27 protein-coding genes and 1 pseudogene are annotated in these 24,778 nt (G+C 64.4%); 15 read left to right on the forward strand and 13 right to left on the reverse strand.

The genetic code is table 11. From position 1 onward, the window contains the following. Window positions 1-105: 105 nt before the first annotated feature. The 3 genes from RAD16_RS37780 (at window position 106) to RAD16_RS37790 (ending at window position 2,721) form a co-directional block, all read left to right on the forward strand. Window positions 106-1,683: a flagellin N-terminal helical domain-containing protein gene (locus RAD16_RS37780; protein ID WP_458162950.1), complete on the forward strand. Its 1,578-nt coding sequence runs from the start codon at window positions 106-108 to the stop codon at window positions 1,681-1,683. A 290-nt stretch (window positions 1,684-1,973) separates the two neighbouring features. Next, window positions 1,974-2,342: a flagellar biosynthesis regulator FlaF gene (gene flaF, locus RAD16_RS37785; RefSeq protein ID WP_458162951.1), complete on the forward strand. Its 369-nt coding sequence runs from the start codon at window positions 1,974-1,976 to the stop codon at window positions 2,340-2,342. A 13-nt stretch (window positions 2,343-2,355) separates the two neighbouring features. Continuing rightward, a complete protein-coding gene (locus RAD16_RS37790) occupies window positions 2,356-2,721 on the forward strand; it encodes a hypothetical protein (RefSeq protein ID WP_458162952.1) in 366 nt (121 codons plus the stop codon). A gap of 3 nt (window positions 2,722-2,724) precedes the next feature. On the opposite strand, the gene RAD16_RS37795 is transcribed toward RAD16_RS37790, so the two are convergent. The 4 genes from RAD16_RS37795 to RAD16_RS37810 form a co-directional block, all read right to left on the reverse strand. Further along, on the reverse strand, window positions 2,725-3,084 hold the full coding sequence (locus RAD16_RS37795) for a hypothetical protein (protein ID WP_458162953.1): 360 nt from the start codon (window positions 3,082-3,084) through the stop codon (window positions 2,725-2,727). Window positions 3,085-3,244: 160 nt separating this feature from the next. After that, complete coding sequence (locus RAD16_RS37800) at window positions 3,245-3,742, reverse strand: hypothetical protein (protein WP_458162954.1); 498 nt, start codon at window positions 3,740-3,742, stop codon at window positions 3,245-3,247. Between the two features lie 11 nt (window positions 3,743-3,753). Beyond that, window positions 3,754-4,122 carry a flagellar assembly peptidoglycan hydrolase FlgJ gene (gene flgJ / locus RAD16_RS37805; RefSeq protein WP_458162955.1) on the reverse strand — a complete coding sequence of 123 codons (369 nt, stop codon included), beginning with the start codon at window positions 4,120-4,122 and terminating at the stop codon, window positions 3,754-3,756. Further along, window positions 4,122-5,246 carry a flagellar basal body P-ring protein FlgI gene (locus RAD16_RS37810; protein WP_458162956.1) on the reverse strand — a complete coding sequence of 375 codons (1,125 nt, stop codon included), beginning with the start codon at window positions 5,244-5,246 and terminating at the stop codon, window positions 4,122-4,124. Before RAD16_RS37810 ends, flgJ begins: the two co-directional genes overlap by 1 nt. Before the next feature lie 269 nt (window positions 5,247-5,515). Between RAD16_RS37810 and RAD16_RS37815 the strand changes: the two genes are divergently transcribed. Further along, window positions 5,516-5,929 carry a flagellar assembly protein FliX gene (locus tag RAD16_RS37815; RefSeq protein WP_458162957.1) on the forward strand — a complete coding sequence of 138 codons (414 nt, stop codon included), beginning with the start codon at window positions 5,516-5,518 and terminating at the stop codon, window positions 5,927-5,929. 196 nt (window positions 5,930-6,125) lie between these two features. On the opposite strand, the gene RAD16_RS37820 is transcribed toward RAD16_RS37815, so the two are convergent. After that, entirely contained in the window at window positions 6,126-6,497 is a 372-nt protein-coding gene (locus tag RAD16_RS37820; protein ID WP_458162958.1) for a winged helix-turn-helix transcriptional regulator, read from the reverse strand. A 139-nt stretch (window positions 6,498-6,636) separates the two neighbouring features. Between RAD16_RS37820 and RAD16_RS37825 the strand changes: the two genes are divergently transcribed. Both RAD16_RS37825 and dksA read left to right on the forward strand, forming a co-directional pair. Then, window positions 6,637-7,248 (forward strand): NAD(P)-dependent oxidoreductase, encoded by a 612-nt coding sequence (locus RAD16_RS37825; protein ID WP_458162959.1) that lies wholly within the window; start codon window positions 6,637-6,639, stop codon window positions 7,246-7,248. A 215-nt stretch (window positions 7,249-7,463) separates the two neighbouring features. After that, the gene (gene dksA / locus RAD16_RS37830; protein WP_008554760.1) at window positions 7,464-7,829 is read left to right on the forward strand and encodes an RNA polymerase-binding protein DksA; all 366 of its coding nucleotides are present in this window, start codon (window positions 7,464-7,466) and stop codon (window positions 7,827-7,829) included. Between the two features lie 271 nt (window positions 7,830-8,100). On the opposite strand, the gene RAD16_RS37835 is transcribed toward dksA, so the two are convergent. Further along, the gene (locus RAD16_RS37835) at window positions 8,101-8,499 is read right to left on the reverse strand and encodes a winged helix-turn-helix transcriptional regulator (protein ID WP_458162960.1); all 399 of its coding nucleotides are present in this window, start codon (window positions 8,497-8,499) and stop codon (window positions 8,101-8,103) included. 91 nt (window positions 8,500-8,590) lie between these two features. Between RAD16_RS37835 and RAD16_RS37840 the strand changes: the two genes are divergently transcribed. Beyond that, window positions 8,591-9,619 (forward strand): SDR family oxidoreductase, encoded by a 1,029-nt coding sequence (locus RAD16_RS37840; RefSeq protein ID WP_458162961.1) that lies wholly within the window; start codon window positions 8,591-8,593, stop codon window positions 9,617-9,619. Between the two features lie 82 nt (window positions 9,620-9,701). Next, entirely contained in the window at window positions 9,702-10,481 is a 780-nt protein-coding gene (locus RAD16_RS37845; protein WP_458162962.1) for a 2-keto-4-pentenoate hydratase, read from the forward strand. A 199-nt stretch (window positions 10,482-10,680) separates the two neighbouring features. Here the strand turns inward: RAD16_RS37845 and RAD16_RS37850 are convergent, their stop codons facing one another. The 5 genes from RAD16_RS37850 to flgF form a co-directional block, all read right to left on the reverse strand. Further along, window positions 10,681-11,649, reverse strand: coding sequence for a hypothetical protein (locus RAD16_RS37850; protein WP_458162963.1), 969 nt, complete (start codon window positions 11,647-11,649; stop codon window positions 10,681-10,683). A 489-nt stretch (window positions 11,650-12,138) separates the two neighbouring features. After that, window positions 12,139-12,900, reverse strand: coding sequence for a flagellar basal body L-ring protein FlgH (flgH, locus tag RAD16_RS37855; RefSeq protein ID WP_458162964.1), 762 nt, complete (start codon window positions 12,898-12,900; stop codon window positions 12,139-12,141). A gap of 3 nt (window positions 12,901-12,903) precedes the next feature. Then, entirely contained in the window at window positions 12,904-14,043 is a 1,140-nt protein-coding gene (gene flgA / locus RAD16_RS37860; RefSeq protein ID WP_458162965.1) for a flagellar basal body P-ring formation chaperone FlgA, read from the reverse strand. Window positions 14,044-14,053: 10 nt separating this feature from the next. After that, window positions 14,054-14,842, reverse strand: coding sequence for a flagellar basal-body rod protein FlgG (gene flgG / locus RAD16_RS37865; protein WP_326901395.1), 789 nt, complete (start codon window positions 14,840-14,842; stop codon window positions 14,054-14,056). Between the two features lie 16 nt (window positions 14,843-14,858). After that, the gene (gene flgF / locus RAD16_RS37870; RefSeq protein WP_458162974.1) at window positions 14,859-15,620 is read right to left on the reverse strand and encodes a flagellar basal-body rod protein FlgF; all 762 of its coding nucleotides are present in this window, start codon (window positions 15,618-15,620) and stop codon (window positions 14,859-14,861) included. A 385-nt stretch (window positions 15,621-16,005) separates the two neighbouring features. On the opposite strand from flgF, the gene fliL reads away from it, so the two are divergent. The 6 genes from fliL to RAD16_RS37900 all read left to right on the forward strand — a co-directional run bounded on the left by fliL (window position 16,006) and on the right by RAD16_RS37900 (window position 23,094). Then, the gene (gene fliL, locus RAD16_RS37875; RefSeq protein ID WP_458162966.1) at window positions 16,006-16,503 is read left to right on the forward strand and encodes a flagellar basal body-associated protein FliL; all 498 of its coding nucleotides are present in this window, start codon (window positions 16,006-16,008) and stop codon (window positions 16,501-16,503) included. A 30-nt stretch (window positions 16,504-16,533) separates the two neighbouring features. Further along, complete coding sequence (gene fliM / locus RAD16_RS37880; RefSeq protein WP_458162967.1) at window positions 16,534-17,736, forward strand: flagellar motor switch protein FliM; 1,203 nt, start codon at window positions 16,534-16,536, stop codon at window positions 17,734-17,736. Next, on the forward strand, window positions 17,733-18,179 hold the full coding sequence (locus RAD16_RS37885) for a DUF6468 domain-containing protein (RefSeq protein WP_458162968.1): 447 nt from the start codon (window positions 17,733-17,735) through the stop codon (window positions 18,177-18,179). The genes fliM and RAD16_RS37885 overlap by 4 nt, the downstream gene beginning before the upstream one ends. A 9-nt stretch (window positions 18,180-18,188) precedes the next feature. Then, window positions 18,189-18,950, forward strand: a complete 762-nt coding sequence (locus RAD16_RS37890) for a MotE family protein (RefSeq protein WP_458162969.1) — start codon at window positions 18,189-18,191, stop codon at window positions 18,948-18,950. Window positions 18,951-19,052: 102 nt separating this feature from the next. Beyond that, window positions 19,053-22,778 carry a tetratricopeptide repeat protein gene (locus RAD16_RS37895; protein ID WP_458162970.1) on the forward strand — a complete coding sequence of 1,242 codons (3,726 nt, stop codon included), beginning with the start codon at window positions 19,053-19,055 and terminating at the stop codon, window positions 22,776-22,778. 79 nt (window positions 22,779-22,857) lie between these two features. Next, the gene (locus tag RAD16_RS37900; RefSeq protein ID WP_458162971.1) at window positions 22,858-23,094 is read left to right on the forward strand and encodes a hypothetical protein; all 237 of its coding nucleotides are present in this window, start codon (window positions 22,858-22,860) and stop codon (window positions 23,092-23,094) included. Window positions 23,095-23,322: 228 nt separating this feature from the next. On the opposite strand, the gene fliP is transcribed toward RAD16_RS37900, so the two are convergent. Next, window positions 23,323-24,081 (reverse strand): flagellar type III secretion system pore protein FliP, encoded by a 759-nt coding sequence (gene fliP / locus RAD16_RS37905; protein WP_458162972.1) that lies wholly within the window; start codon window positions 24,079-24,081, stop codon window positions 23,323-23,325. Further along, a pseudogene (locus RAD16_RS37910) lies at window positions 24,078-24,446 on the reverse strand (flagellar biosynthetic protein FliO); the annotation flags it as partial. The pseudogene RAD16_RS37910 and the gene fliP, both read right to left, overlap by 4 nt. On the opposite strand from RAD16_RS37910, the gene RAD16_RS37915 reads away from it, so the two are divergent. Then, window positions 24,388-24,778: hypothetical protein (locus RAD16_RS37915; RefSeq protein ID WP_458162973.1), on the forward strand; the 391-nt coding region annotated here is incomplete at its 3' end. The pseudogene RAD16_RS37910 and the gene RAD16_RS37915 sit on opposite strands and share 59 nt — an antisense overlap.

Raw genomic sequence — 24,778 nt, forward strand, 5'->3', positions numbered from 1 at the left:
TTAACCTTAATTTAAAGGACGCCCTCTAAAACTGGACAAAAGTAGATTCCCCGATCGGCGAGCCCCGATTCGTACAGCGTCGCGCTTCAAGAGGAAGATCCGCCAATGTCCAACATCGTTCTCTCGGCATCAGTTCGCCAGAACCTGTTGTCACTGCAGTCGACAGCCGACCTGCTCGCCACCACGCAGCAGCGCCTTGCGAGCGGCAAGAAAGTCAATACGGCACTGGACAACCCGACCAACTTCTTCACCGCCCAGGGGCTCGACAATCGCGCCGGCGACATCAGCAATCTCCTCGACGGCATCAACAACGGCGTGCAGGTGCTGCAGGCGGCCAATACCGGCATCACCTCGCTGCAGAAGCTGGTCGACAGCGCCAAGTCGATTGCCAGCCAGGTGCTGCAAAGCCCGACGGGCTATTCTCCCAAGTCCAACGTGACGTCGGCCGCGATCACCGGTGCAACCGCCAACAACCTGCTGGGCAGCGCATACACCAACGCCACGGTCACGGGCACTACCGTCACCGACAGCGGCAGCGCAAACATTACGCCGACGACCCAGCTGCTCAACCTCAACACCGCTGTCGTCAACGGCTCGGTCCTGACCGTCGACGGCCACACGATCACCTTCTCGAACGCGCAGACCACCTCGACCACCGACTCGTTCGGCAACGTCACGATCGGCATCGGCACCGGCAGCACCCTCACGGTGCAGAGCGTGCTGAGCGCGATCGACGGCATCACCGGAGCGGGGACGGCCTCGACCGTCAACGGTACCGGCCAGCTCGTGCTCAGCACGGGTACGAACCAGGACCTTGCGATCTCCGGCTCGGGCAACGTGCTCACTGCGCTCGGCCTCACCGCCGGCAGCACCGCCCGCGTCCCGCCCCCGCTCAGCGGCAAGACGTTGACGATCGGCGCGACCGGCACCGGCACAGCCACCAGCATCACCTTCGGCACCGGCACCGGGCAGATTTCCACGCTCAATCAGCTCAATGCGGTGCTGGCGTCGAACAATCTGCAGGCGACGATCGACCCAACGGGACACCTCAACATCGTGACTTCCAACGATGCGGCTTCCTTGACGATCGGCGCGATCGGCGGCACGGCCGCGGCGAGCGGTCAGCCCTTCTATGGTCTGATCGCGCAGCCGCCCGTCGCGGACGCGAACTCGCAGGCTACACGCGCCAATCTCGTCGCGCAGTACAACAACGTGCTCGCGCAGATCAACACCACCGCGCAAGACTCCTCCTTCAACGGCGTGAACCTTCTGAACGGCGATACGCTCAAGCTCGTGTTCAACGAAACCGGACGTTCGACGCTGACCATTCAAGGCGTGACTCTCAACGACGCCGGGCTCAGCCTCGCGCCCTTGAACCAGGGCACTGATTTCCTGGACTCGAATTCGGCGAACTCCGTTCTCACTACCCTCAACGCCGCCAGCACGACTCTGCGCGCGGAAGCGTCGTCGCTCGGTTCGAACCTGTCGATCGTGCAGATCCGTCAGGACTTCAGCAAGAACCTGATCAACGTGCTGCAGACAGGCTCCTCGAGCCTGACGCTTGCCGACACCAACGAGGAAGCAGCGAACAGCCAGGCTCTCTCGACGCGTCAATCGATCGCAGTCTCCGCGCTGTCGCTCGCCAACCAGTCGCAGCAGAGCGTGCTTCAGCTCCTCCGCTAAACGTGGCGCCGACGAATACGACGGCTGATGCAACGGCGAAGCTGAAGGCTTCGCCGTTGTTTTGAGCGAGATCGCTAACGCTCGATTAGTCGAGATCGGCGCATGCTTCCATGCATCGTTTTACAGCGCGCGCACAGGGACTTATGCTTGAAGCGAAGATGTGCTCCTGGCCCGTAATTGTCCGGAGACTGTCCGCACTCTCACGTAAGCAAATCTTAAACGCTGCTGCATAGTGTCGGGAAAGAATCCTTAAGCCTGCATAATGGGCAAGGAAACTTCCAGGGTGATGAATGTCGAGTTCTGCTGCTTCGGCTTATGCGCGCGTCGCAACGACCACTGCGTCCCCTCGCGATATCGAGGCGCAAACGCTGCTGAAGGCCGCCAACAAGCTGCAAGATGCGATCAACAGCGACGATCCGTTCGGCGAGCAGACAATGCAGGCCCTGATGTTCAACCGCAAGCTCTGGACCATCTTCCTGAGCGAGGCGATGCGCGATACCAATCCGCAACCGATCGATGTCCGACAGAAGATTGCAAATATCAGCGTGTTCGTGCTGAGCCAGACCGCTGCGCTCCAAGCCAGCCCTCAGCTTGATCATTTCCGTCCGTTGGTCGAGATCAACAGGAATATTGCCGCCGGTCTGTCCGGACGGCCGTAAACGGAGCTAAGCCGTGGCCGACGTCATGAGCATCCTGTCGAGCTCGTACAAGTCGGCCGGCATGTCGATTCCGAGCAAGACGAAATACGTGGCGGTCGACCCGGCATTGTACCAGGGTACCTGGACCGGAAAATATCCGGACGGCAAGACGTTCTCGCTCGCCGTCAGCAACGTCGACGGCTTTCGCGCCCAGGTCCACTATGAGAGCGCCGGCACGTCGCAGTACCAGCAGGTCCTGATCAAGGACTCGTCGTTCCGTTTCGGCAATACCAAGTTCTTGCTGACCGGTAACGGCAAGGCGCAGGTCAAGAATGTCGTCACCGATCCCGCGACCGGCTCGACCTATCTCGACAGCGCCGCCGCCACGCGCGACACCTGATCGTCAGGCGCTGAGGTCCGTATTGAGCGGACGCGAGGGCTGGGACTTCAGATCCTCTGCATGGAAATAGGCGCGCCGGCGCAGCATGGCTTCGTCCGGGAACTGGTTGACCACGGCGTCGGTCTTGTCGTTGACCACCTGAAACACGAAGGATGCCGCCGCCTGGTCGAACACGACCTGTCGCGAGATGTTCTCGTTGTTCTGCGGATCATTGCGGAGGGGAGCGCTGGTGTCGCTCGCGGCCACCGTCTGGCTCACCGGCAAATCAGTTTGCACGGCCTCGTTCGCCGCCGAATTCGACGTCGTGACAATCTGCGCGGGGGCCGGTATCCCCACCGGCCTGATGCTGAAATCTGTACTCATGGCAGCCTCCTGGTTGCCTCACGTGAGTCAAATCCCAACCCCTCTCAATGCGCAACCATGGAACACCAGGTTTGAAGACCCGGTAAGCAAACGTGCCTAATCGCGCAACGACATCGCCGCGCGGTTTTTCGTAAAATTGAAAGCTTGTTCTTGCGTGCGCTCAGAGCGAGCGGCTGACGGCGAGCGGCGTGATGTGGCGCGGGCCCGGCGTGGCGCGGCGGCCCGCAGCCGTATAGGTGTTCGGCACGTTGCGCTTCTGGATCTCGGCGTTGACGCCGCGCACGACGCTCTCGGAGACCGCGTGTGCGGTTGCGAGCACCGTGAGATTGACCTGGAGCATCGCGCGGAATGCATCGTGGTGCCGATGCAGGGTCGACAGCAGCTCGGGCGCGGTTTTCGCCAGCTGAGGCTGGTTCGTCTTCAACTCGCTGACGGCGAGGACATAGTTGCGCGACAGCTCCTGCTTCTTGCTCTCGAGAGTCATGGCTTCGCGGACCTTGCCGGCGCGAACCAGCTCGGTCTCCCGCTCGATCAGCGCGAGCAGGGCGTTCATTGCGTCCATCAGCTGCTCGGCGACCTTGCGCGCCTCGGCATGGCCGGGCGCGGTGTTCGGGCGCTGCGCTTGCATCGGCTGACGTGAGGCGTTGAACTGGTTCATCTCGTTTGACCTTATGCCGTGCGGATCGTTGTCGCCTGCTGCATGATGAGGGTGCGGTAGACTTCGGTGGCGACACCGACGCCGCCGGCCTTGGCGAAGTTCTTGGAATATTGCTCGGTCAGCATCGAGCGCCACACGCCGGTGCCGGGCGTGTCGCCGAACGGGCCTTCGCCCTTCAGGCCGGACGTCATCTGCGAGAACATGCTGTTGAGGAACATCGCCTCGAAATCGGTGGCGGTCTTCTGCGCCTTGGACTGCTGTTGCGGCGAGACCTTTTGCACCGCCGCAGCGAGCTCGAAATCGGGACGGCCGTTGCGGCTCTCCACCGAGAAGGCCGAGGAGGCGGCGGTGCGCGGGGTGTTGATGGCGCTGGCCTGCATCACATCACCTCGATGTCGGCTTCGATCGCGCCGGCGGCCTTGATCGCCTGGAGGATGCTGATCATGTCGCGAGGGCCGATGCCGAGGCCGTTGAGGCCGTCGACGAGCTGCTGCAGCGAGACACCGTCCTTGACGAGGGCCAGCTTCTTGCCGTCCTCGGTGACGCTGACGCTGGAGCGCGGTGCGACCACGGTGCGGCCGCGCGACAGCGGATTGGGCTGGCTCACCTGCGGGCTCTCGGAGATCGTGACGGTGAGGTTGCCCTGCGCGACGGCGACGGTGGCAACGCGAACGTCCCGTCCCATCACGATGATGCCACTGCGCTCGTCGATGATGATCTTGGCGGCGAGATCAGGATCGACCTGGAGCTGCTCGATCTCGGTGAGAAAGGCGACGACGTTGCCCTTGAACTCCGGCGGGACCGACAACTGAACTGTCGAGGGATCGATCGGCTCGGCGGTCTTGACGCCGAGATAGTCGTTGACCGCGGCCGCGATGCGCTTGGCGGTGGTGAAGTCGGCATTGCGCAGCGCCAGGCGCACGTTCGGGAGGCGATTGAGCGCGAATTCGATCTCGCGCTCGATGATGGCGCCATTGGCGATGCGGCCCACGGTCGGCACGCCGCGCACGATCTTGGCGGCCTCGCCCTCGGCCTGGAAGCCCGAGATCGCAAGCGAACCCTGCGCCACCGCATAGACGTTGCCGTCGGCACCGAGCAGGGGGGTGACGAGCAGGGTGCCGCCCTGAAGGTTCTTGGCATCGCCGAGCGCGGACACGGTGACGTCCATGCGCGTGCCCTGGGTGGCGAAGGCCGGCAGATTGCCGGTCACCATCACCGCGGCGACGTTGCCGGTGCGGATGGTGGCGCCGCGGATGTTGACGCCCATGCGCTCGAGCATCGCCTGCAGCGACTGCTTGGTGAAGGGGATGTTGTTGAGGGTGTCGCCGGTGCCGTTGAGGCCGACGACGAGGCCGTAGCCGATGAGCTGGTTCTGCCGAACGCCCTCGATATTGGCGAGGTCCTTGATGCGCGAGGTCGCGCTTGCGGACGCGACCGACAGCACCAGCGCTGATAGCGCGGCGCAGGCCACCCCAACAATCCTCACCCAACGAACGCCTGGCATCCCCAACTCCCCGAGGCTCCTCAAATCTCGGACCAATCCCAACACTCCCATGCCGAGCTGGTCCGGCGCTTTCCTTGCGAGCGCTGTGCCAACCCGGGGCGTGAGAGGCAGGTCGCTGAATAGGTTGACTAAATCTGTTTCAACCGGTGTCAGCGGACGTTGTCCCTGGGGAGCGAAACTGCCGCCTGTCGGCAGATTTTGCCGGGTCGTTTACGTGTCGTTAACCATAAAACGGCGAATGTGGCGCATCGATCACCCGGATTCTTCCGATGCGCATCTACGGACCGAACGGCACGACGCTTGGAACGCCGGCCAGTCAGGCCAGGCGGACGAGCTCCGGCACCTTCGTGCTGCCCGACACCTCGTCGGCGCAGGAGACACGGAGCGCCGCAGCGCCGAAGGCGGCGACCAACATCGACGGCCTGCTCGCGCTGCAAGGCATCGAGGAAGATCCGGTCGAGCGCCGCAAGCGCTCGGTCGCGCGCGGCAAGACCGCGCTCGACGTGCTCGACGACCTCAAGATGGGACTCTTGTCCGGCAATCTCGACGCCTCCACCGTGATGCGGCTGCGCGATGCGGCGGCGAATTTGAAATCGTCCTCGGGTGATCCCGGCCTGGACTCGGTGCTGTCCGAGATCGAGCTGCGCGTCGAGGTCGAGCTGGCCAAGGCCGGGCAGGCTTAGTCGTTATCCGTCACCCGAGGCGCCGGAGCGTAGCGGAGGCCTCGAAGGGCGACGGCCCCGCTGAAGCATCTCGGCCGTCCATCCTTCGAGGCTCCCGGCGCGATGCTTTGCATCGCGCCACTCGCACCTCCAGCGACGAGCGCTAGGCGCTCGCGCGGGGATGACGGGGCTCCCATAAGCGTCGCTTCGCGCGCGCTTACGCCGCTTCATCCTTCAACTGCGCATCATAGCGGCGCTGGGCGGCGAGCACGTCTTTCAAATTTTGCTCGGCCCAATCGCGCAGCGGATCGACCGCGGCCGCCAGCGTGACGCCGAGCTGCGTGATCGAATACTCGACGGTGACAGGCACGGTCGCGATGGCGCGGCGCTTGATGAGGCCGTCGCGTTCGAGCGATTTGAGAACCTGGCTCAGCATCTTCTGCGAAATGCCTTCAATCGTTCGACGCAACTGATTGAAGCGCATCGGCTCCTCGCGCAGCAGCAAGAGGATCAGCACCGCCCATTTGTCGCCGACCCGATCGAGGATCTGGCGGGTGGGGCAGTTCGCTGCATAGACATCGGGTTTCATCGTCGGGTCCTCAGGATGCGTTCCGGTCGTGCGCCGGTTACTCTTGCGTAATCAGGTAAGCACAAAGTGCTCTCTTAACACCAGCATCCTTTGCGATATCTAGTCACCGTTAGTTACTATAGAAGCAAAGGAGCCTTCCATGAAAATCGCAGTCGCCGGCGCCTCGGGCCGGGCCGGATCGGAAATCACCAAGGAACTGTCCCGCCGCGGCCATAGCGTCACCGCCATCGCCCGGAACCCGGAGAAGATTGCCGCACTGCCAAACGTCACGCCGACCAAGGGAGACGTGCTCGACCAGGCTGGTCTGGCGAAACTTTGGGCTGGGCATGACGTCGCGGTGAGTTCCGTGCACTTCCTGGCGAGCGACCCGCACAAGCTGATCGGCGCGGCCAAGGATTCGAAGGTCGGGCGCTACCTGGTCGTCGGCGGCGCCGGCAGCCTGGAGGTCGCTCCCGGCGTCAAACTGGTCACAACCCCTGGTTTTCCGGCCCAGTACAAGGCTGAGGCGGAGGCGGGCGGGGCGTTCCTCGACCTGCTGCGGCAGGAAAAGGACCTGAACTGGACCTTCATCTCGCCGTCGGCGCTGTTCGTCGAGGAGGCGCGGACAGGTAAGTTCCGGCTGGGAACGGACCAGCTTCTCGCAGATGCGAACGGCAAGAGCTGGATCAGCTTCGCCGATTACGCCATTGCGCTGGCCGATGAGATCGAGCGGCCGGCCCATCAGAAGCAGCGTTTCACGGTCGGATACTAGGCTTGCGGCCGCCCCCGGGCCCTCCAGGATAAACCTTCTTGTGCAAGGGCTTGGGGGCGGTAACCTCGGATTGAGGGAAATATTGTCTGTCACGGGACGTAGCTATATAAGGCCCCGCTCAACGGACCCCGTTCCGTTTGCGAGTCGTTGCTTAGACAGATAGGCCGCCCTTGGAAAAGTTGAAAAACTACCGACCGACCGAAAAAGAGCCTTTCATGAACGACCGGCAGAAGGAGTACTTCCGTTTGAAGCTCCTCGCCTGGAAGGATGAGATCCTCAAAGAGTCCAAGCTCACCCTGCAAGCCTTGCAGGAGGAGAATGTGAACCACCCCGATCTCGCCGATCGGGCATCGTCCGAAACCGACCGCGCCATCGAACTCCGCGCCCGCGACCGCCAGCGCAAGTTGATCGCCAAGATCGACGCCGCGCTCCAGCGTATCGAGGACAACACCTACGGGTATTGCGAGGACACCGGCGAGCCGATCTCTTTGAAGCGGCTCGAAGCCCGGCCCATCGCCACGCTCTCGGTGGAAGCGCAGGAGCGCCACGAGAAACGCGAGAAGGTCTATCGCGACGAATAGAGCCCGAGCCGCAGCGATGCGGCTCTTTGTTTTTTGGACGCAAGGTGCCATTTCGCGCCATGATCAGCATTGTGCCCGCCGCTAGCCGACGCGCGAGCACGATGGCGAAAAGTGAATCGCGATCAATGGGCTAGACTCGATTCCTCCAAGCTCACGTGAGTTCGGATGAGAATCGACCTTCACTTCATGTGCGGGAGGTTTTGCGAGTCGAATCAACGAGATCGACACGGATCTTGAGCGGCCGACCCAGCGGCATCAAGCAGCGCTGCAATCAGGCTTCATGCGACACCGCAAGGCGCGCGTCCCCATAAAGCCTCGACCAGCTCAATATTTCCTTAAATGCCGGCAACAGCCCGTAAGCCGCATCGGTCAGCTCGTACTCGACCTGCAACGGCTTCTCCGCCACGACGGTGCGCGACACGAGGCCATCCTGCTCGAGTTCGCGCAGTTGCGTGGTCAGCATGTGCTGGGTGATGCCGCCGATCGATCGCCGCAAGGCGCCGAAGCGGACCGCGCCGTTCATCAGCGCGAACAGGATCTCCAGTTTCCACTTGCCGCCGAGCGCGTGGATGGCGCGCTTGAAGTCGGTGAGCAGGGCAGGGTCCGGGCTGCAATCGCAGTCGCCATCGCAAACGCTGGTCAGGTTTTCCATACCGGTCTCGAAATCCATTCTACTTGTTCCCCTGGAGATAGTGACCAGATGCGGCCTTGAGCAGGGTGGCGGAACCAATTCGTGGACCTGCGCAACGAGGGAATTGGCAATGAGCACTGTTCTGGTCACCGGCGGGTCCGGCTTCGTCGGCATCCATGTGATCCTGCAACTCCTGGCCGCCGGGCATCAGGTGCGGACCACGGTGCGCCGGCCGGACCGGCAGGCCGATGTGCTCGCGATGCTGCGCGAGGGTGGGGCGGTAGTGCCAGAGAGCCTGCCCTTCTTTACGGCCGACCTCACCGCCGACGCCGGCTGGCGCGAGGCGGTCACGGGTTGCGACTACGTGCTCCATGTCGCCTCGCCGCTCTCGACGAGTGTTCCCAAGGACGAGAACGAGATGATCATTCCGGCCCGCGACGGCACGCTGCGGGTGCTGCGTGCCGCGCGCGAGGCCGGCGTCAGGCGGGTCGTCATCACCTCGTCGCTGGGCGCGATCGGCTATGGCCATCCGCCGCGCGAAAAGCCGTTCGACGAGACCGAGTGGACCAATCTCGCAGGCAGCGACGTGCAGCCCTACATCAAGTCCAAGACGCTGGCCGAGCGGGCGGCCTGGGATTTCATCGCCCGGGAGGGCGGCGGGCTCGAACTGTCGGTGGTCAATCCCGCCGGCGTTTTCGGTCCGGTGCTGGGGCCGGACTTCTCCGGCTCGATCGAGATCGTCAAATCGCTGCTCGACGGTGCCATGCCGGCGGTGCCGCGGGTCTATTTCGGCGTGGTCGACGTCCGCGACGTCGCCGATCTGCATTTGCGGGCGATGATCGCGCCCGGAGCGAAAGGCGAACGCTTCATCGCGGTCTCCGGCGAGACCATGTCGATCCTCAATATCGGCAAGGTGTTGCGGCGGGAACTGGGACCGCAGGCGCGCCGGGTTCCGCGGCTCCAGGCGCCGGACTGGCTGGTGCGGCTTGCCGCCAGCCGGATTCCCCTGCTGCAGGCCGTGGTGCCGATGCTCGGGAGGGTCAGGCATTCCACCAGCGCCAAGGCGAGGTCGGTACTGGGCTGGCAGCCCCGCTCCAACGACGAGGCGATCCTTTCCACGGCCGAGAGCCTGATCCGGCTTGGCCTGGTCAAGGGCTGAGGGCAGACCGCCCGCGCTTGTCAGGCCCCCGCAGTGATGCTGAACTGCTGCCCCTGATTGTGCAGCATGGGAGGCGGCGCCGATGGACAAAATTCTCGAAGCCGCAAAGGCGATCGCGCTGGCGCGCCGCAACCGTGCGCCGCTCGCGGCGCTGGAGGTTCCGCCCGCCGATGAGGCCGAGGGCTATCAGGTCCAGCGTGCGCTGCATGATCTCCTGCTGCCGCATGCCGGACCGCTGATCGGCTACAAGATCGGCTGCACCAGCCAGGTGATGCAGGATTATATCGGCATCCCGCACCCCTGCGGCGGCGGCGTGTTCCAGAAGGGAGTGCACAAGAGCGGGGTGAAGCTCGCGGCCTCCAAATATGTCCGCGTCGGCGTCGAATGCGAGATCGCCGTACGGCTCCAGCGCAACCTCGCCGCCGGCGAGGCGCCGTTCACGGCCGAATGGGTTGGTGAGGCCGTCGATGCCTATCATCCCGCCATCGAGATCGTCGACGACCGCTACGTGAAGTGGGAGACGATGGGCGCGCCGACGCTGATCGCCGACGATTTCTTCGCCGCCGGCTGCGTGCTGGGTGAGGCGGTGCCGCGCTCGTCCGTGCCGGACCTGAAGGCGATCAAGGGCCGCGCCATCGTCAACGGCGAGGAAGTCAGCCACGGCACCGGCGCCGACGTGCTCGGCCATCCCCACAACGCACTCGCCTGGCTCGCCAACCATCTCGCCGCCGAAGGCAAGGGTTTGCATGCGGGGCAGCTCGTGCTCACCGGCAGCCTGGTGAAGACGCTGTGGCTGAAAGCCGGCGACAAGGTGCGGATGGAGCTGGACGGGCTCGGCGTGGTGGAGGCGGAGTTTACGTAAACTCTCTCCGCGCGTCATTGCGAGGAGCGAAGCGACGAAGCAATCCAGACTGCTGCCGCCGAAAGATTCTAGATTACTTCGCTTCCGCCTTCGCGTGCCGACGCCGTCGCGGTCACTACATTTCATTGCGTGTCTTGTGATGATCTTCACGCGCGAGCGGCGATGTTTGGTTTGCGGTCTACTTTTGAATTTTCCTTTGCTATCCGAACTGAGCATCGACGATCGAGCGGTCAACAATCGCGCGAATGGCCCGATACGCTTCGGATTTCGACAGTATCTCGGACCATTCAGGAGGTTTTTTCCATCCCTTGCCCCAATTGCTGTCGAGTAGATCATCTAGGGCTTCACACGCGCCGAGTTCGTGATCGCTCAGCGCATAGAGATTATTCTCGGATAGCATCAATTTCATTGTTAGCGGGTATGCAAAGGCGGCTACGATCAGGTGCTGCCACGCGAGCCAATTCTGACTGAAGGTGCGTTGAACTCCTCTGTGAGCGACGGCGCTTCGCGCTTCATACAATTCCTTGATCCATTTTCGATGTAGCGGCCAATCCGCTTGCTCGGTTGCGTATTTTGCATCGGGTTTCACGCGTTTCGCGTTAGAGATTCTTACTTTGGCGAATGGAGACCAATGCGACGCGAAAGTAGCTGCGGTTGCCTGAGCAGAACTCTGCGCAGGTGAGAGCAGCCTCTCAAACGCCATCGCTGAAAGCATCACGCACCGATCCCAATCCAACTCCGGCGTCTCCGAATGACCGAGAAGGAACAATTCAAGAGACGAGTCGATGGCGTCAGCTACTGGAAGCTTAAGACGGCGAGCAGTTCCGATAGCCTTGATCAGGGCTGCGTTGATCAAGTTGCAAGCAGTGCCCTCGATCTGAGGAGGTCGTTGAAATACGATATCTTTAAAGCGCATGCCTCCAATTTGTAAGCCGCCACCACGGCGGGCGAAAAAGGGAGAGATCTGGTCAGACCCGGCAGAAACGCCCTGACCAATTATGTGAAACATCGTTGCGTTAAGGTGAGGACTAAAATGCCCTTCAAGGAAGCGCTGTTCTGAAAGGCAGGCAATTGCAAGCGTCTTAGCTGCTTCACTGGCATAGTCCCAATGGGCCCGCGGAATATTCCACGGTTCACGATTGGTGTCACTCTCAAGAGGATGGTGCAACTTTGGATCGGTTGCCCGTTCTTCTGTACGTAGCACCCAAGAGCGTTTTGTACTGTCGAGACCATGGAAGGGTCTATCACCGCTCCGACATCTGCAAGGAGAATGGGGCTGAATCGAAACCGGCCGACCCGTATTTGGGTAGGAACAGTCAGCCATGGCATGAAGATAATGAACCCAGACGACGAGGCCAAGCTATGCAGACTCCGTGGCTAAGCAGCTCCTACACTCGATGGAGATAGCACTCTTATGTGGTCTCTTGAAGCTTCTCCGCTGCTGTCGACATCAATCGCGGCGGCAGTCTGGATTGCTTCGCTCGCAATGACGGAGGTTGGTGCGACGCTTGAGTGCGCCAACTGACCGCGAAGCGCTCGGGCCGCCGCATTTCCGCAAAATACATGCGGCCCTCGCCAGGGGAGCTAGCGAGGGCCGCGTAGTACACCGTCGTTCGCGCCTAGGTTCGCGAACACGGTGTGGGAGCTCGGGAGAGGCTTAGAAGGGCAGCAGCACGTCCATGACTTGCTGGCCGTAACGCGGCTGCTGTACGTCCGTGATCTGGCCGCGGCCGCCATAGGCGATGCGGGCCTGCGCGATCTTGCTGGAATCGATGGTGTTGTCGCTCTGGATGTCTTCAGGGCGGACGATGCCGGCGACCACGAGCTCGCGGATCTCGTAGTTGACGCGGATCTCCTGCTTGCCTTCGACAACGAGGTTGCCGTTCGGCAGCACCTGGGTGACGACCGCGGCGACGTTGGTCTGCAGGGCTTCCTGGCGTTGGACCGAGCCCTTGCCGTCGGCGGAGGACGTGGAGTCCGTGGTCAGGATGCGGCCGGGCAGGATCTTCAGTGGTTGCGTGACCGTCTGGCTGCCGATGAAATCAGTAATCCCTGAATCTTCCTTTGCGGTTCGGCTGCGCTGGGTCTCGTTGGCGATGTTCGCCTTGTCCGTGAAGTTGACGGTCACCGTGAGGAGATCGCCGACCTGGTGGGCGCGCTGATCCTTGAAGAAGGCGCGGCTGCCGTTGCGCCACAGCGAGTTCGGATTGTAGGAGGCGACTTCCGGCTTCGGCATCGGCATCTGCACCGGCTTGTAGCCGGGCTGCGTCGTCGGGTTGTCGATCGCCGACAGTTTCGGTTGCTCGCCGATCTGCGACAGGCGGTCGATCGAGGAGCAGCCGCCCAGCGCGCAAGAGGCGAGCAGCAGGGCGGAGATCGCAATGCGACGAAGACGGGAAGCCGAACTGAACAAGGACATGACTTACTCTGACTTGGCTGGAGCTTGCGAGGCGCGAGTTTGCGGGATCTGGGCTTGTGCAACTTGAGCCGGCGACGCGGGGGCCTGGACCAGGCTCCGGACGATGGCTGCGGTGTCGACGGGGGCGGGCGCCTCGTCGCGCTTCAGCGAGGAGGTCTGCTCGACGGCCGGCGCCATCGGTGCGGACTGGCTCGCGCCCTGCACGGTGATCTGGCCGCGGCCGGTGACGACGCCGGTCAGCGTGCGCTTGGATTGCAGATTGAGCACCGAGACGGTGTCGCCCTCGGCGCCGCTCTCGATCGCCTTGCCGCGCGTGGTGAGGTAGAGGCCCGGCACCTGGTAGATGATGGTTACGCTCTGGTCGCGCTGCACGAAGTCGGGCTTGACGATGTCGGCGACGCGGATCGGCATGCCCGCCCGCATCGGCCGGCGCAGCTGCATGCCGACCGTGCGGTCGCGCGAGGCGGCTTCGCCAGTGACCTCGGCCTTCGGCCGGCGCTCCACGGAGATGTCGGAGGATTTCAGCGTCTCGGTGCGGTCGATGTCGCGCGTCAGCACGGCCACTTCCACCGTCTCGATCGCGGTGCCGGTAAAGCGCAGCTTGGTCGGCGCCGGGTTGCTGTCGTTGTTGATCTCGAAGGCGATGTCGAAACGGCCGCTGCGTGCGTCGTAGCGGGTTGCGACCGGCTGCAGCGCGCCGGTGTTCGAGGCGTCCAGCCGCATGTCGGAGGCGCCGCGGTCGAAGGTGACGGTGATGTTGGCGGCATCGCCGAGGCCGAACCGGCGCTCGAGCGCGGAGGCGACGGCGTTCTCGATATCCTTGTTGGCGAAGGTGCGGGCGAGCCGCGTGACCTGGACTTCCCTGATGTCGCCGGTCATCACGCCGATCACCTGCTTGGCGCGGAGCACGCCCAGGACCTGCGCAACCGGCAGCGCGCCGGTGGTGCCGAGATCGGGCGAGCGGTAGACCGGGATCAGCGCGGCCGAGCCGGCATTGTCGATGAGATCGCCGACCCGAACCACGTCCGAGGTCACGGTGACGTTGGCGCGGAGGGTCGGCGTCGCGATGATGTCGTCGGCGGCCTCTGCCGGCAGGGCCAGCAGCAGCAGCGCGGAGATCGTGGCGAGTGTGGTGCGGATCATCGTCATCACCTCAGCGGAACAGCGCCGTGGTCGATTGCATCATCTGGTCGGCGGCGCTGATGACCTTGGCGTTCATCTCGTAGGCGCGCTGGGCGGCGATCAGGTCGCTCATCTCCGAGACGACGTCGACATTGGCCTGCTCCAGGCTGCCCTGCGTGATCTTGCCGTAGCCTTCGGAGTTCGCGGTGCCGTCCTGCGGCGCGCCGGAGGAGGGGGTTTCGGTGAACAGATTGCTGCCGACCGGCTGCAGGCCGGCCTTGTTGATGAAACGGGTCACGCCGATCTGGCCGATGATCGAGGAGGTCGACGAGCCCGGCAGCGTCACCGAGACCTGGCCCTGCTCGCTCACCGAGATCCCCGACGCGTTTTGCGGGATGGTGATGGTCGGCTGCACCGGGTTGCCCTGGGCGGTGACGACGCGGCCCTGATTGTCCATCTGGAAGGTGCCGTCGCGGGTGTATTGGTAGGTGCCGTCAGGCATCAGGATCTTGAAGAAGCCCTCGCCCGAGATAGCCAGGTCGAGGTCGTTGCCGGTCTGCGACAGCGTGCCCTGGGTCATGCTGCGCGGCGTGCCGACGGTCTTGACGCCGCCGCCGATGTCGACGCCGACGGGCAGGATGGTGCCCTGGTCCGAAGCCTGCGCGCCGACGCGGCGCACGTGCTCGTAGATCAGGTCCTGGAACGACGCGGTCTGCTTCTTGAAGCCGGTGGTGCGCAGGTTGGCGATGTTGTTGGAGATCACCTGAACGTTGAGTTCCTGTGCCGCCATTCCGGTCGCTGCGGTGTGAAGCGCCTGCATGTCAGTTCTCTCCCAATCAGGCCGGAACGTCGGCGAGCTTCTCGATCGCCGATTTGTGGAGGTCGCTCTGCTGCTGCAGCAGATTGGCGATGGCGGTGTAGCTGCGCATGACCTCGACCATGCGGCTCATCTCGCCGACCGAATTCACGTTCGACTTCTCGATGTAGCCCTGGCGCACGCTCGACTTGGTGTCGGCCTGCGCCGTCGCGGAGCCGGTGTCATAGAGGTTGGCGCCGAGCTTGGTCAGCTTGGCCGGATCGTCGAACGAGGCCATGCGGATCTTGCCGCGGATCGAGTCGGTCCGGGCCGTGCCCTCGAGCACCGTGATGGTGCCGTCGGGAGCGACATTGATGTCGTGGTCGGTCGGCTGGAAGGTGATCGGGCCGCCGGTGCCGAGCACGAGGTTGCCGTCGGAGGTGACGAGCTGGCCGGTGCTGTTGAGCGAGAATTTGCCGTCGCGGGTGTAGCGCTCGCCGCCATTGGCCTGCACGGCGAAGAACGCGTTGCCGTCGATCGCCATGTCGAGCGGGTTGTTGGTCGGCTCCATCGGCCCCTGGCCGACGTCGCGATAGGTGCCGCGGTCCTGCACATAGGAGACCCGGCGGTCGGACGCGATGAAATTGTCCTCACGCGCGTTCGAGTTGAGGAACTCCTCGAACAGCGAATGGTCGGCCTTGAAGCCGTTGGTGTTGGCATTGGCGACGTTGTTGGCGATGACATCCATCTGCCGTTCCAACGTCATCTGCCGTGACAAGCCGATCAGAAGCGCGTTCTGCATCGGAAATCTCCCCTGAGTGAGATCTGCCATTTCGCTCTCCCAAGCGCCTTGGCGGACCCCGTGAACGAGACTGTCCAGGTTCTCCCAAACCCTTCGGTCTCCGTCCTTTCTCAGCGAAAGCCGTGCCAACTTAAAAAGATATGTGATTTCAATTCGTTATCGATTTTTCGACGGCGCGGGAGGGCGGCAGAAAGGTTCTGTTAGCCATGTTTGCCCGGCAGAATTTTCCTAGCTGAGGCCCAATGGAAAGGAACCGTTAACCATTATTACCGTAGCGTTTGCATGTAAGAGGAGCGCATTGCGCTGGGGCATTTGTATCGCGTCACTGTCTGCCAGGAGGCTTCGCTCTTTCGACCCTTTATGAGATGAGCGAGCCCGGACGATCATGGCAGATGAAGCGGAAGGTGGCGCAGCCGCCGAAGGCGCGGAAGCCGCTGCCCCAAAGAGTAAGTTCAAGCTGATCCTGATCGTTGTCGCCGCGCTGGTCCTGCTCGGCGGCGGTGCCGCGACCTGGTTCCTGTTCTTCCGCCATGGCGACGACGAGCATCATGCCGAGGTGGCGACGCCGCCGAAGCCGCCGGCCTTCGTCGAGGTGCCCGACATGATGGTCAACCTCGCCGGCGCGCCCGGCGAACGCGTGCAGTATCTGAAGCTGAAGATCGTGCTGGAACTGAAGGAAGAGAAGCAGATCGAGGCGATCAAGCCGGCGATGCCGCGCGTCACCGATATCTTCCAGACCTATGTGCGCGAGCTGCGCTCCTCCGACCTCAACGGCTCCGCCGGCATCTTCCGCCTCAAGGAGGAGCTGACCAAGCGCGTCAACGCGGCGGTCGCCCCGATCCAGGTCGGCGCGGTGCTGTTCAAGGAAGTCGTGATCCAGTGACGATGCTGCGGAAGGGGACGGGCTAGCGTCATGGCCGGCAACGAGCAAATGGACCAGGATGCGATTGCCGCCCAATGGGAGGCGTCGCTCGATTCGGAGGATCCCGCGGAGGCCGCGAAGGCCGCCGCCGAGAACGAATTATCGGAGACCATGGCCCTGCAATGGGCGGCCATGGTCGAGGACGGCAGCCGCGATCTCGGCGCCGGCAAGAACTCCGGCGAGCGGGTGCTGTCGCAGGAGGAGATCGATAACCTCCTCGGCTTCACGGTCGGCGACGTTACGCTCGACGACCACAGCGGCATTCGCGCGATCATCGATTCGGCGATGGTCTCCTATGAGCGTCTGCCGATGCTCGAAATCGTCTTCGACCGCCTGGTGCGGTTGTTGACGACCTCCCTGCGCAATTTCACCTCCGACAACGTCGAAGTCTCGCTTGACCGCATCACCTCGGTGCGCTTCGGCGATTACATGAACTCGATCCCGCTGCCGGCCGTGCTCTCGGTGTTCAAGGCCGAGGAGTGGGATAATTTCGGCATGGCGACGGTCGATTCCAGCCTGATCTATTCGATGATCGATGTGCTGCTCGGCGGCCGCCGCGGCACCAGCCAGCTGCGCATCGAGGGCCGGCCCTACACCACGATCGAGACCGAGCTGGTCAAGCGGCTGGTCGAGGTGGTGCTGGCCGACGCCCAGCAGGCGTTCCGGCCGTTGTCGCCGGTGACCTTCACGATCGACCGGCTCGAGACCAATCCGCGTTTCGCCGCGATCAGCCGTCCCGCCAACGCCGCCATCCTAGTGCGCCTGCGCATCGACATGGAGGACCGCGGCGGCAATATCGAGCTGCTGCTGCCTTACGCGACCATCGAGCCGATCCGGGGCGTGCTGCTCCAGATGTTCATGGGCGAAAAGTTCGGCCGCGACCCGATCTGGGAGGGCCATTTCGCCACCGAGATCGTGCAGGCCGAGATCTCCGTCGATGCCGTGCTCTACGAGGCCGACATCCCGCTCAAGCAGCTGATGCGGCTGAAGGTCGGTGACACGTTACCGCTGGACATGCGCGCGGATGCCAACGTTACCGTGCGCTGCGGCGACGTCACGATCACCGAAGGACGCATGGGCCGGGTCGGAGAACGCGTTGCTATCAGGGTGACGAAACCCTTGCGCAAGCCAAGTACGACACTTGCGATGTTCGAGAAGGTCGACGAGCAGAACAAGATGATGGAGGCCCCATGAACCACTCCCTTGGAATGGCAATCGAAACGCTGGTGGCTATCCTGCTGATGCTCACCATCGTCTACTGTGTCATGCTGAACAAGCGACTCACCCGGCTGAAGGCGGACGAGCATTCGCTGAAGGCGGTCATCGGCGAGCTGATCACCGCGACCGAGATCGCCGAGCGCGCGATCGGGGGGCTGAAGCTTGCGGTGCGCGACGTCAACGAGAACCTCGGCAGCCAGCTCGCCGCGGCGACCCAGATGTCGGACCAGCTCTACAAGCAGCTCGGCGAGGCCGACAACGTGGTGCGGCGCCTGTCCAAGATCGCGATCGCCGCGCGCCCCGTCACCAGCCCGGAAACAGCCGCCGCGCCCGCAGCGAAGCCTTCGTCGGCGAAGGCGGTGGCGGCTGCGGCTGAAGCCTTCTCCGAGCGCCGGCGGTCCAACGGCCTTGCCGCATAAAGCCATGGTATGAAGTCGTTCCGTAACATCCGCGTCATTCCGGTCGTCCTGGTCGCCGTCGCAGGTCTTGCCACGCTCAAGGTCGCCGGCCTCGTGGTCAACGGCGGCTATGTGTTCGACTACCAGCCGAACCAGGTGAAGAAATCCTGGGCGCAGGAAAATCTGAACTTCCCGACCGGCCGCGAGGATCCGGATATCACCGGCTCGACCCATGGCGCGCCGAAGGAGCCGCCGAAGCCTGCAGCTCCCGAGACCAAGCCCGAGGGCACCGTGGTCAAGGTGGAGGAGGCCCAGCCGCAGGTCTCGGCCTCGGAACGCGCGATCCTCGAGCGCCTGCAGGCCCGCCGTCAGGAGATCGAGTCCCGCCAGCGCGAGATCGACATCCGCGAGAGCCTGCTCAAATCGGCCGAGAAGCGCATCGAGAACAAGGTCGAGGAGATGAAGGCGGTGGAATCCCGCATCTCCGCGACCCAGGCCGAGCAGAAGGCCGCCGAGGCCCAGCGCATGAAGGGCCTCGTCACCATGTATGAAGGCATGAAGCCGAAGGACGCCGCGCGGGTGTTCGACCGGCTCGAGATGGGCGTGCTGATCGAGATCGCCTCGGCGATCGCTCCGCGCAAGATGTCGGACATCCTCGGCCTGATGTCGCCGGAGGCTGCCGAGCGGCTGACGGTCGAGATGGCCCGCAGGGCCAATGGCGGCGGCGATCAATCGGCTTCGGCGGGCGATCTGCCCAAGATCGACGGCAAGCCGACGCAAAAGCCGAATTGAGGGCTCATACTTAAGAAGTCCTTAATTGGCAAAACCTACATTCGAAGGCATCGGCCGGCACCAGTGCCGGCGTGGACCGCCGAACCGGAAGATACGCCGCCAATGGCGCAGAAGGCTGCCGCTGGATTTGTGTCGCGAGCCCGCGCCCTGGCGCTGGGGCTGTCGCGTCATGTCCGGACAGTCGCCCTGCTGGCGGTCTACCTGCCGATCGGTCTCAACGCGTCTACCCACGCCGCCGATGTGGTCCGGGGCGAGGCGAGCTTTTCCGCGGGCGGCGGCTTTGCCCGCCTGGTGATCAAGCTCGGCGAGGACGTTCCGTCCGAGGTGACGACGGCCGGCTCCATCCTCATCGTCCGCTTCGACCGGGCAGTCGATGTTCCCGTGGACCGCGTGCCGGAAGGCGCGCCCGATTACGTCAACTCCGCCCGCCGCGACCCTGACGGCAGCGCGATCCGGCTGTCGCTGGCGCGACGCGTCACCGTCAACACCATGAATGCGGGCGAGCGCACCTTCATCGACCTCCTGCCGGAGGGCTGGAAGGGGCCGCCGCCCAGCCTGCCGATCGAGGTGGTGAAGGAACTCGCCGAGCGCGCCCGCGTCGCCGAGCGGGCCCTGCGCGCCCAGCGAGCCGCGGCCGAGAGCAAGAAGCGCCCGCCGATCCGCGTGCGCGCCTCGATCCAGCCGACCTTCGTGCGCTTCGTGTTCGAGATGCCCGACGGCGTCGGCGTCTCCTCGGTGCTCAACGAGCAGAAACTCACGCTCGCCTTCAACGCCAATCTCAGCTTCGACCTCGCCGACGCGGTCGTCGCCGCGCCGCCCAACGTCGCTTCGATCAAGCAGAAGGCCGACATCGACCAGACCAGTGTCGAGATCGCGCTGATCGGCGATTCCGACGTGCACTCTTTCCGCGACGACAAGAACTACGTCGTCGACGTCTCTTTCCAGCCGGACAAGGGCAAGATGGCCGCAACGGCCGAATCCGTGATCGCGCAGGCCAAGCCCGCCGCTCAGAGTCACGCGCCGGCGCCTGCGGCTGAAAAGCCTGCGGCCGAGAAGCCGAAGGAGGCCCATCGCGAGATCGCGCCGCCGACCTCGGAGGCGATCGCGCGCGAGGCCAAGATCGACATCAAGCCCGAGTCGAAGTCCGAAGCTCCCGCCGCGATGCCGGCTGCCGAAGCCGCGAAGCCCGCGCCGCCTGTTGCCGAAGCTCCAGCCGCACCTGCCAAGCCTCCGGTTGTCGAAGCGCCCAAGGAAGCGCCCAAGGAAGCGCCCAAGGAAGCGGTGAAGGAAGTCGTGCAGGAAGCTGCGAAGGAGCCCGTCAAGGAAGCTCCCAAGGAGTCCGTCAAGGCTGCGCCCGCCGAGGCGCCGGCTGCGCCGCAGCCAGCCATTGCCAGCGTCGATGCGCGTCGCGACAGCGACGGCCTGCGCGTCATGTTCCCGCTTCAGGCCTCGACGCCCGCGGCGGCGTTCCGTCGCGGCGACACCGTCTGGCTGGTGTTCGATACGCCGCAGCCGATCGACGTCGAGGCGATCCGCACCAAGGGCGGCGCGATGATCGGCGAGGTCAGCCGCATGCCGCTCGACAAGGGGCAAGCGGTGCGCATCCGTCTCACCCGGCCGCTGGTCTACTCGCTGACCAGCGAGGAGGTCGGCAAGGAGACCAACTGGCTGCTGACGCTCGCCGACAAGATCCAGGCGACGCCGCTGCCGCTGATGATGTCGCGCAACATCACCGATCCCGCGCTCGCCAACATCGCGATCCCCTTCGCCAATCCGGGCGTCCTGCACAAGCTCACCGACCCTGATGCCGGCGACATGCTCTATGTCGTCACCGGGCAGCGGCCGGTGCGCGGCTTCATCAAGCGGCAGGACCTCGTCGATCTGTCGCTGCTGGAATCCGCGCACGGCATCGCGATCCGGCCGAACTCCGACGAGGTCGGCGTCGAGGTCGGGGCCGACAAGGTCATTCTCGGCAAGAAGGGTGGGCTGACATTGTCGCCGGTCGACATCTCCGCCGAGCGCGCCCCGACCGCGGTACGTCCGATCTTCAGCCCCGAAGCCTGGCGCAAGGGCCAGTCGGAGGACTTCTGGACGCGCCAGAGCGATCTCATCACGGCGATCTCCGCCGTTGACCCGGCGCAGCGTTCGCTGCCCCGGCTCGACCTCGCCCAGTTCTACATGTCGCGGGCGATGTATCATGAGGCCAAGTCCGTCACCGAATTGATGCTGGCCGATCCGCTCAACAAGGAGGAGAGCGGGGCGCTGATCATGCATGCGATCGCCTGCATCCTGATCGGCCGGCCGGCGCAGGGCCTGAAGGATCTAGCCAACCCCGTGATCGGCAACAGCCACGACTCCCAGCTCTGGAAGGCGCTCGCCTATGCGCGCCAGGGCAAATGGGTGGACGCACGCGAGAAATTCAAGAACGTCGAATTCGCCATCGCCTCGCTGCCGCTCGACATCCAGCGCATCGTGACGATGGACGCGATGCGGGCTTCGCTCGAGGTGAAGGACTATCCCGGCGCCTCCAAGCGGCGCGGCGAGCTCGAGGTGGTCGGCCTTTCGCCCGAGGCCGCGCCCGGCTTTGCGGTGCTGCGCGGCCGGCTCGCCGAGGCGCTCGGCCACGACAAGGACGCGCTCGACGATTACAAGTTCGCGGTTGCCTCGAACGACCGGCTGGCGGCGGCGGAAGCCAAGCAGCTCGAAGTCGCGCTGCGGCAGAAACGCGACGAGATCAGCAAGGAAGACGCGCTGCGCGATCTCGAGACGCTGTCGATGACCTGGCGCGGCGACTCAATCGAGGTCAAGACGCTGCAGATGCTCTCGCAGATGTATGCCGAGAACGGGCGCTACCGCGACGCGCTCACCGCGGCGCGCACGGCGACCCGGCTCCAGCCGAACGCCGAAGCCTCGCGTCAGGCGCAGGACCTTGCCTCCGACCTGTTCACGCAGATCTTCCTCGGGCCGAAGGGTGACGACCTGCCGGTGGTCGAGTCGCTCGGGATGTTCTACGAGTTTCGCGAGTTGACGCCGATCGGCCGGCGCGGTGACGAGCTGATCCGTCGTCTTGCCGAGCGTCTCGCCTCGATCGACCTGCTCGACCAGGCCGCTGAGCTGCTGCAGTACCAAGTCGACCACCGCCTTGAAGGCGCCGCCCGTGCCCAGGTCGCCGCGCGCCTGTCGATGATCTATCTGGCCAATCGCAGGCCCGACAAGGCGATCACGGCGCTGCGCGCGAGCCGCATCAGCGATCTCTCCGGCGAGCTCAGGCAGCAGCGCCTGCTGCTGGAAGCGCGGGCGCAGAGCGACGTCGGCCGTCACGACCTCGCGCTCGACATCGTCTCCAACGTCTCCGGGCGCGAGGTGCTCCGCCTGCGCTCCGACATCTTCTGGGCGGCGCGGCGCTGGCGCGAGTCCGCCGAGCAGATCGAGCTTTATTACGGCGACCGCTTCCGCGACTTCAAGCCGCTCAATGCGGTTGAGAAGAGCGACATCATCCGCGCCGCCGTCGGCTATGCGCTCGCCGACGACTCGATCGGCCTGTCGCGCTTCCGCGAGAAATACGCGCCGTTGATGAGCGAAAGTGCCGACCGGGTCGCGTTCGACATCGCCAGCAAGCCGGCCGCCGCCTCCAGCGCCGAGTTCGCCGAGATCGCCAAGCTCGCCGCCAGCGTCGACACGCTCGACGGCTTCCTGCGCGAGATGAAGCAGCGCTTCCCCGACGCCACCGCCCGTGCGCCGGCCAGTCCGCAGGCCAAGGACGAGACCGACCACACCGGCTCGCTGCCCACGATCCCGGTCGTGCGGCAGATCAAGATGACGCGCTAGGAACCCTGCTACCTCTGGACCTCTCGACAGGTGCCGCGCCAGGCGGCAACCTGAGGTATCTTCATGCCGGGAGAGGAATATGAGCAAGCCTGCCAAGACCGAAGCCGAACTCATCGCCATGGCGCGAGCGGAACTGAAAGCCCATGTCGATGGCCCGGACGGCCTTGCCATCTCGATCGTCCGCAACGGCGACAGCTGGGAGTTCCGCGCCGACGCCGACCAGCCCACCCGAGACCGCCCCGGCTTCCCCGAAAGCGTCGCCATGCTGGTCCAGATCGGCGATCACCTCAGCAAGCAGTATGACGTGAAGGGGTAGGGGGCGAGGCTTCTGCCTGCGTCCCTCCGCGCGAAGCGCGGTCCGCGACGTCGCCCCATCCTCCGTCAATGCGAGCGCAGCGAACCAATCCAGACTCTTTCCGCAGAGGCAGTCTGGATTGCTTCGTCGCGAGGGCTCCTCGCAATGACGGGGAGGGGCCGGGGGCTATCGCTGGGGGCGGAGAGGATGCGCGGGTCAAGCCGGGGCATGACAGCGGAGTCGCGGCCGCTACCCCCCGTAACTCTGCACCAGGCTTCCCGCCACCAGCGACCAGCCGTCGACCAGCACGAAGAAGATCAGCTTGAACGGCAGCGAGATCGTTGCCGGCGGCAGCATCATCATGCCCATCGACATCAGCACCGACGCGACGACGAGGTCGATGATCAGGAAGGGGAGGAACAGGAGGAAGCCGATCTCGAAGGCACGCTTGAGCTCGGAGATCATGAAGGCGGGGACGAGGATGCGCAGGGCGAGCTCGTCGGGCGTGGCGGGCGGCGGCTCGCCGGAGAGGTCCAGGAACAGCTTCAGGTCCTTCTCCCGCACGTTCTTCTGCATGAAGCCGCGCAAGGGGACGGAGGCGCGCTGCAGCGCGTCCGCGACGCTGATCTGGTTGGCGACGAGCGGGCGGATGCCCTCGTCGTAGGACTTTTGCAGCACCGGTCCCATCACGAAGAAGGTGAGGAACATTGCCAGTGCAATGATCACCGAGTTCGGCGGCGCGGTTGCCGTGCCCATCGCGGTACGGAGCAGCGACAGCACGACCACGATGCGCGTGAACGACGTCATCATGATCAGGATCGACGGCGCGATCGACAGCACCGTGAGCAGCGCGATGAGCTGGATCGCGCGCTCGGTGACGCCGCCGCCAGCACCGCCGCCGCCGAGATTGATGCTGATGTCCTGCGCATGCGCAAGGCTCGCGAGCGAAGCCGCGCCGATCAGGACAGAAAGAAAAAGAACTCTACGCGGGAGGGCCGGCAGCCTCACGAAGACGGCTTCGGACGGCCGAGCAGGGAGGCCATCTCGTCTTCGAGATTTTCAAAGCTGGTCTTCTCCGCGGCAGGCTTCGGCGGCGGGGCCGGTGGTGCCGGCGGTTCGCTGCGTGCCGCGCGCGGGGGCGCGGAGGGCGGTTCCGGCGCAACCGGCGGCGCGACCGTTTCACCGGCCGGGCGGCGCAGCGCAGCTTCGAGCCGCTGCGCCATTTCGGCGAGGTTCTGCTCGGCGCTCGAAGGCGTTGCGGCAGCAGGGGCCGGCGGGGCCGGAGCAGCCTGCACCACGGGCGGCGCCTGCGGCATGGGCGGAGGCGGCGGCGGGGCCGCGCGCTCGGCGCGAACCGGCGGCGGCATCTTCGGCGGCGGTACCCCGGACGTCTATGTGTCGAACAGCTTCTCCAATACAGGCGTGCTGTCCAATTCCTTCTCGTCCAACCGGATAACGACGGGCATCGGGTGCACCAACCTGCCATCGGCGGCGGTGTGCAATGACGCCCTGAACAATGTGACGGGCACGAGCATCCCGAGCTCGGTGAACAACTATCTCGCCGGCACCACCGCCTCGACGGCATCGACGGTCAACGCGCTCGATCCGAACTTCAAGATACCATCGCAGTGGCGCGCCACCCTGTCGGGCGAATATACCGCCAACCTCGGCCCGCTCGGCGACAACTGGGTATTCGGCGCGGATG

It is taken from the genome of Bradyrhizobium sp. 18BD, assembly GCF_054185225.1.

Bases quoted from the DNA above. Each gene is read 5' to 3' on its own strand.
- RAD16_RS37780 (WP_458162950.1), top strand. From the start codon at position 106: ATGTCCAACATCGTTCTCTCGGCATCAGTTCGCCAGAACCTGTTGTCA.
- flaF (WP_458162951.1), top strand. From the start codon at position 1,974: ATGTCGAGTTCTGCTGCTTCGGCTTATGCGCGCGTCGCAACGACCACT.
- RAD16_RS37795 (WP_458162953.1), bottom strand. From the start codon at position 3,084: ATGAGTACAGATTTCAGCATCAGGCCGGTGGGGATACCGGCCCCCGCG.
- RAD16_RS37800 (WP_458162954.1), bottom strand. From the start codon at position 3,742: ATGAACCAGTTCAACGCCTCACGTCAGCCGATGCAAGCGCAGCGCCCG.
- flgJ (WP_458162955.1), bottom strand. From the start codon at position 4,122: ATGCAGGCCAGCGCCATCAACACCCCGCGCACCGCCGCCTCCTCGGCC.
- RAD16_RS37810 (WP_458162956.1), bottom strand. From the start codon at position 5,246: ATGCCAGGCGTTCGTTGGGTGAGGATTGTTGGGGTGGCCTGCGCCGCG.
- RAD16_RS37815 (WP_458162957.1), top strand. From the start codon at position 5,516: ATGCGCATCTACGGACCGAACGGCACGACGCTTGGAACGCCGGCCAGT.
- RAD16_RS37820 (WP_458162958.1), bottom strand. From the start codon at position 6,497: ATGAAACCCGATGTCTATGCAGCGAACTGCCCCACCCGCCAGATCCTC.
- RAD16_RS37825 (WP_458162959.1), top strand. From the start codon at position 6,637: ATGAAAATCGCAGTCGCCGGCGCCTCGGGCCGGGCCGGATCGGAAATC.
- dksA (WP_008554760.1), top strand. From the start codon at position 7,464: ATGAACGACCGGCAGAAGGAGTACTTCCGTTTGAAGCTCCTCGCCTGG.
- RAD16_RS37835 (WP_458162960.1), bottom strand. From the start codon at position 8,499: ATGGATTTCGAGACCGGTATGGAAAACCTGACCAGCGTTTGCGATGGC.
- RAD16_RS37840 (WP_458162961.1), top strand. From the start codon at position 8,591: ATGAGCACTGTTCTGGTCACCGGCGGGTCCGGCTTCGTCGGCATCCAT.
- RAD16_RS37845 (WP_458162962.1), top strand. From the start codon at position 9,702: ATGGACAAAATTCTCGAAGCCGCAAAGGCGATCGCGCTGGCGCGCCGC.
- flgH (WP_458162964.1), bottom strand. From the start codon at position 12,900: ATGTCCTTGTTCAGTTCGGCTTCCCGTCTTCGTCGCATTGCGATCTCC.
- flgA (WP_458162965.1), bottom strand. From the start codon at position 14,043: ATGATCCGCACCACACTCGCCACGATCTCCGCGCTGCTGCTGCTGGCC.
- flgG (WP_326901395.1), bottom strand. From the start codon at position 14,842: ATGCAGGCGCTTCACACCGCAGCGACCGGAATGGCGGCACAGGAACTC.
- flgF (WP_458162974.1), bottom strand. From the start codon at position 15,620: ATGCAGAACGCGCTTCTGATCGGCTTGTCACGGCAGATGACGTTGGAA.
- fliL (WP_458162966.1), top strand. From the start codon at position 16,006: ATGGCAGATGAAGCGGAAGGTGGCGCAGCCGCCGAAGGCGCGGAAGCC.
- fliM (WP_458162967.1), top strand. From the start codon at position 16,534: ATGGCCGGCAACGAGCAAATGGACCAGGATGCGATTGCCGCCCAATGG.
- RAD16_RS37885 (WP_458162968.1), top strand. From the start codon at position 17,733: ATGAACCACTCCCTTGGAATGGCAATCGAAACGCTGGTGGCTATCCTG.
- RAD16_RS37890 (WP_458162969.1), top strand. From the start codon at position 18,189: ATGAAGTCGTTCCGTAACATCCGCGTCATTCCGGTCGTCCTGGTCGCC.
- RAD16_RS37895 (WP_458162970.1), top strand. From the start codon at position 19,053: ATGGCGCAGAAGGCTGCCGCTGGATTTGTGTCGCGAGCCCGCGCCCTG.
- RAD16_RS37900 (WP_458162971.1), top strand. From the start codon at position 22,858: ATGAGCAAGCCTGCCAAGACCGAAGCCGAACTCATCGCCATGGCGCGA.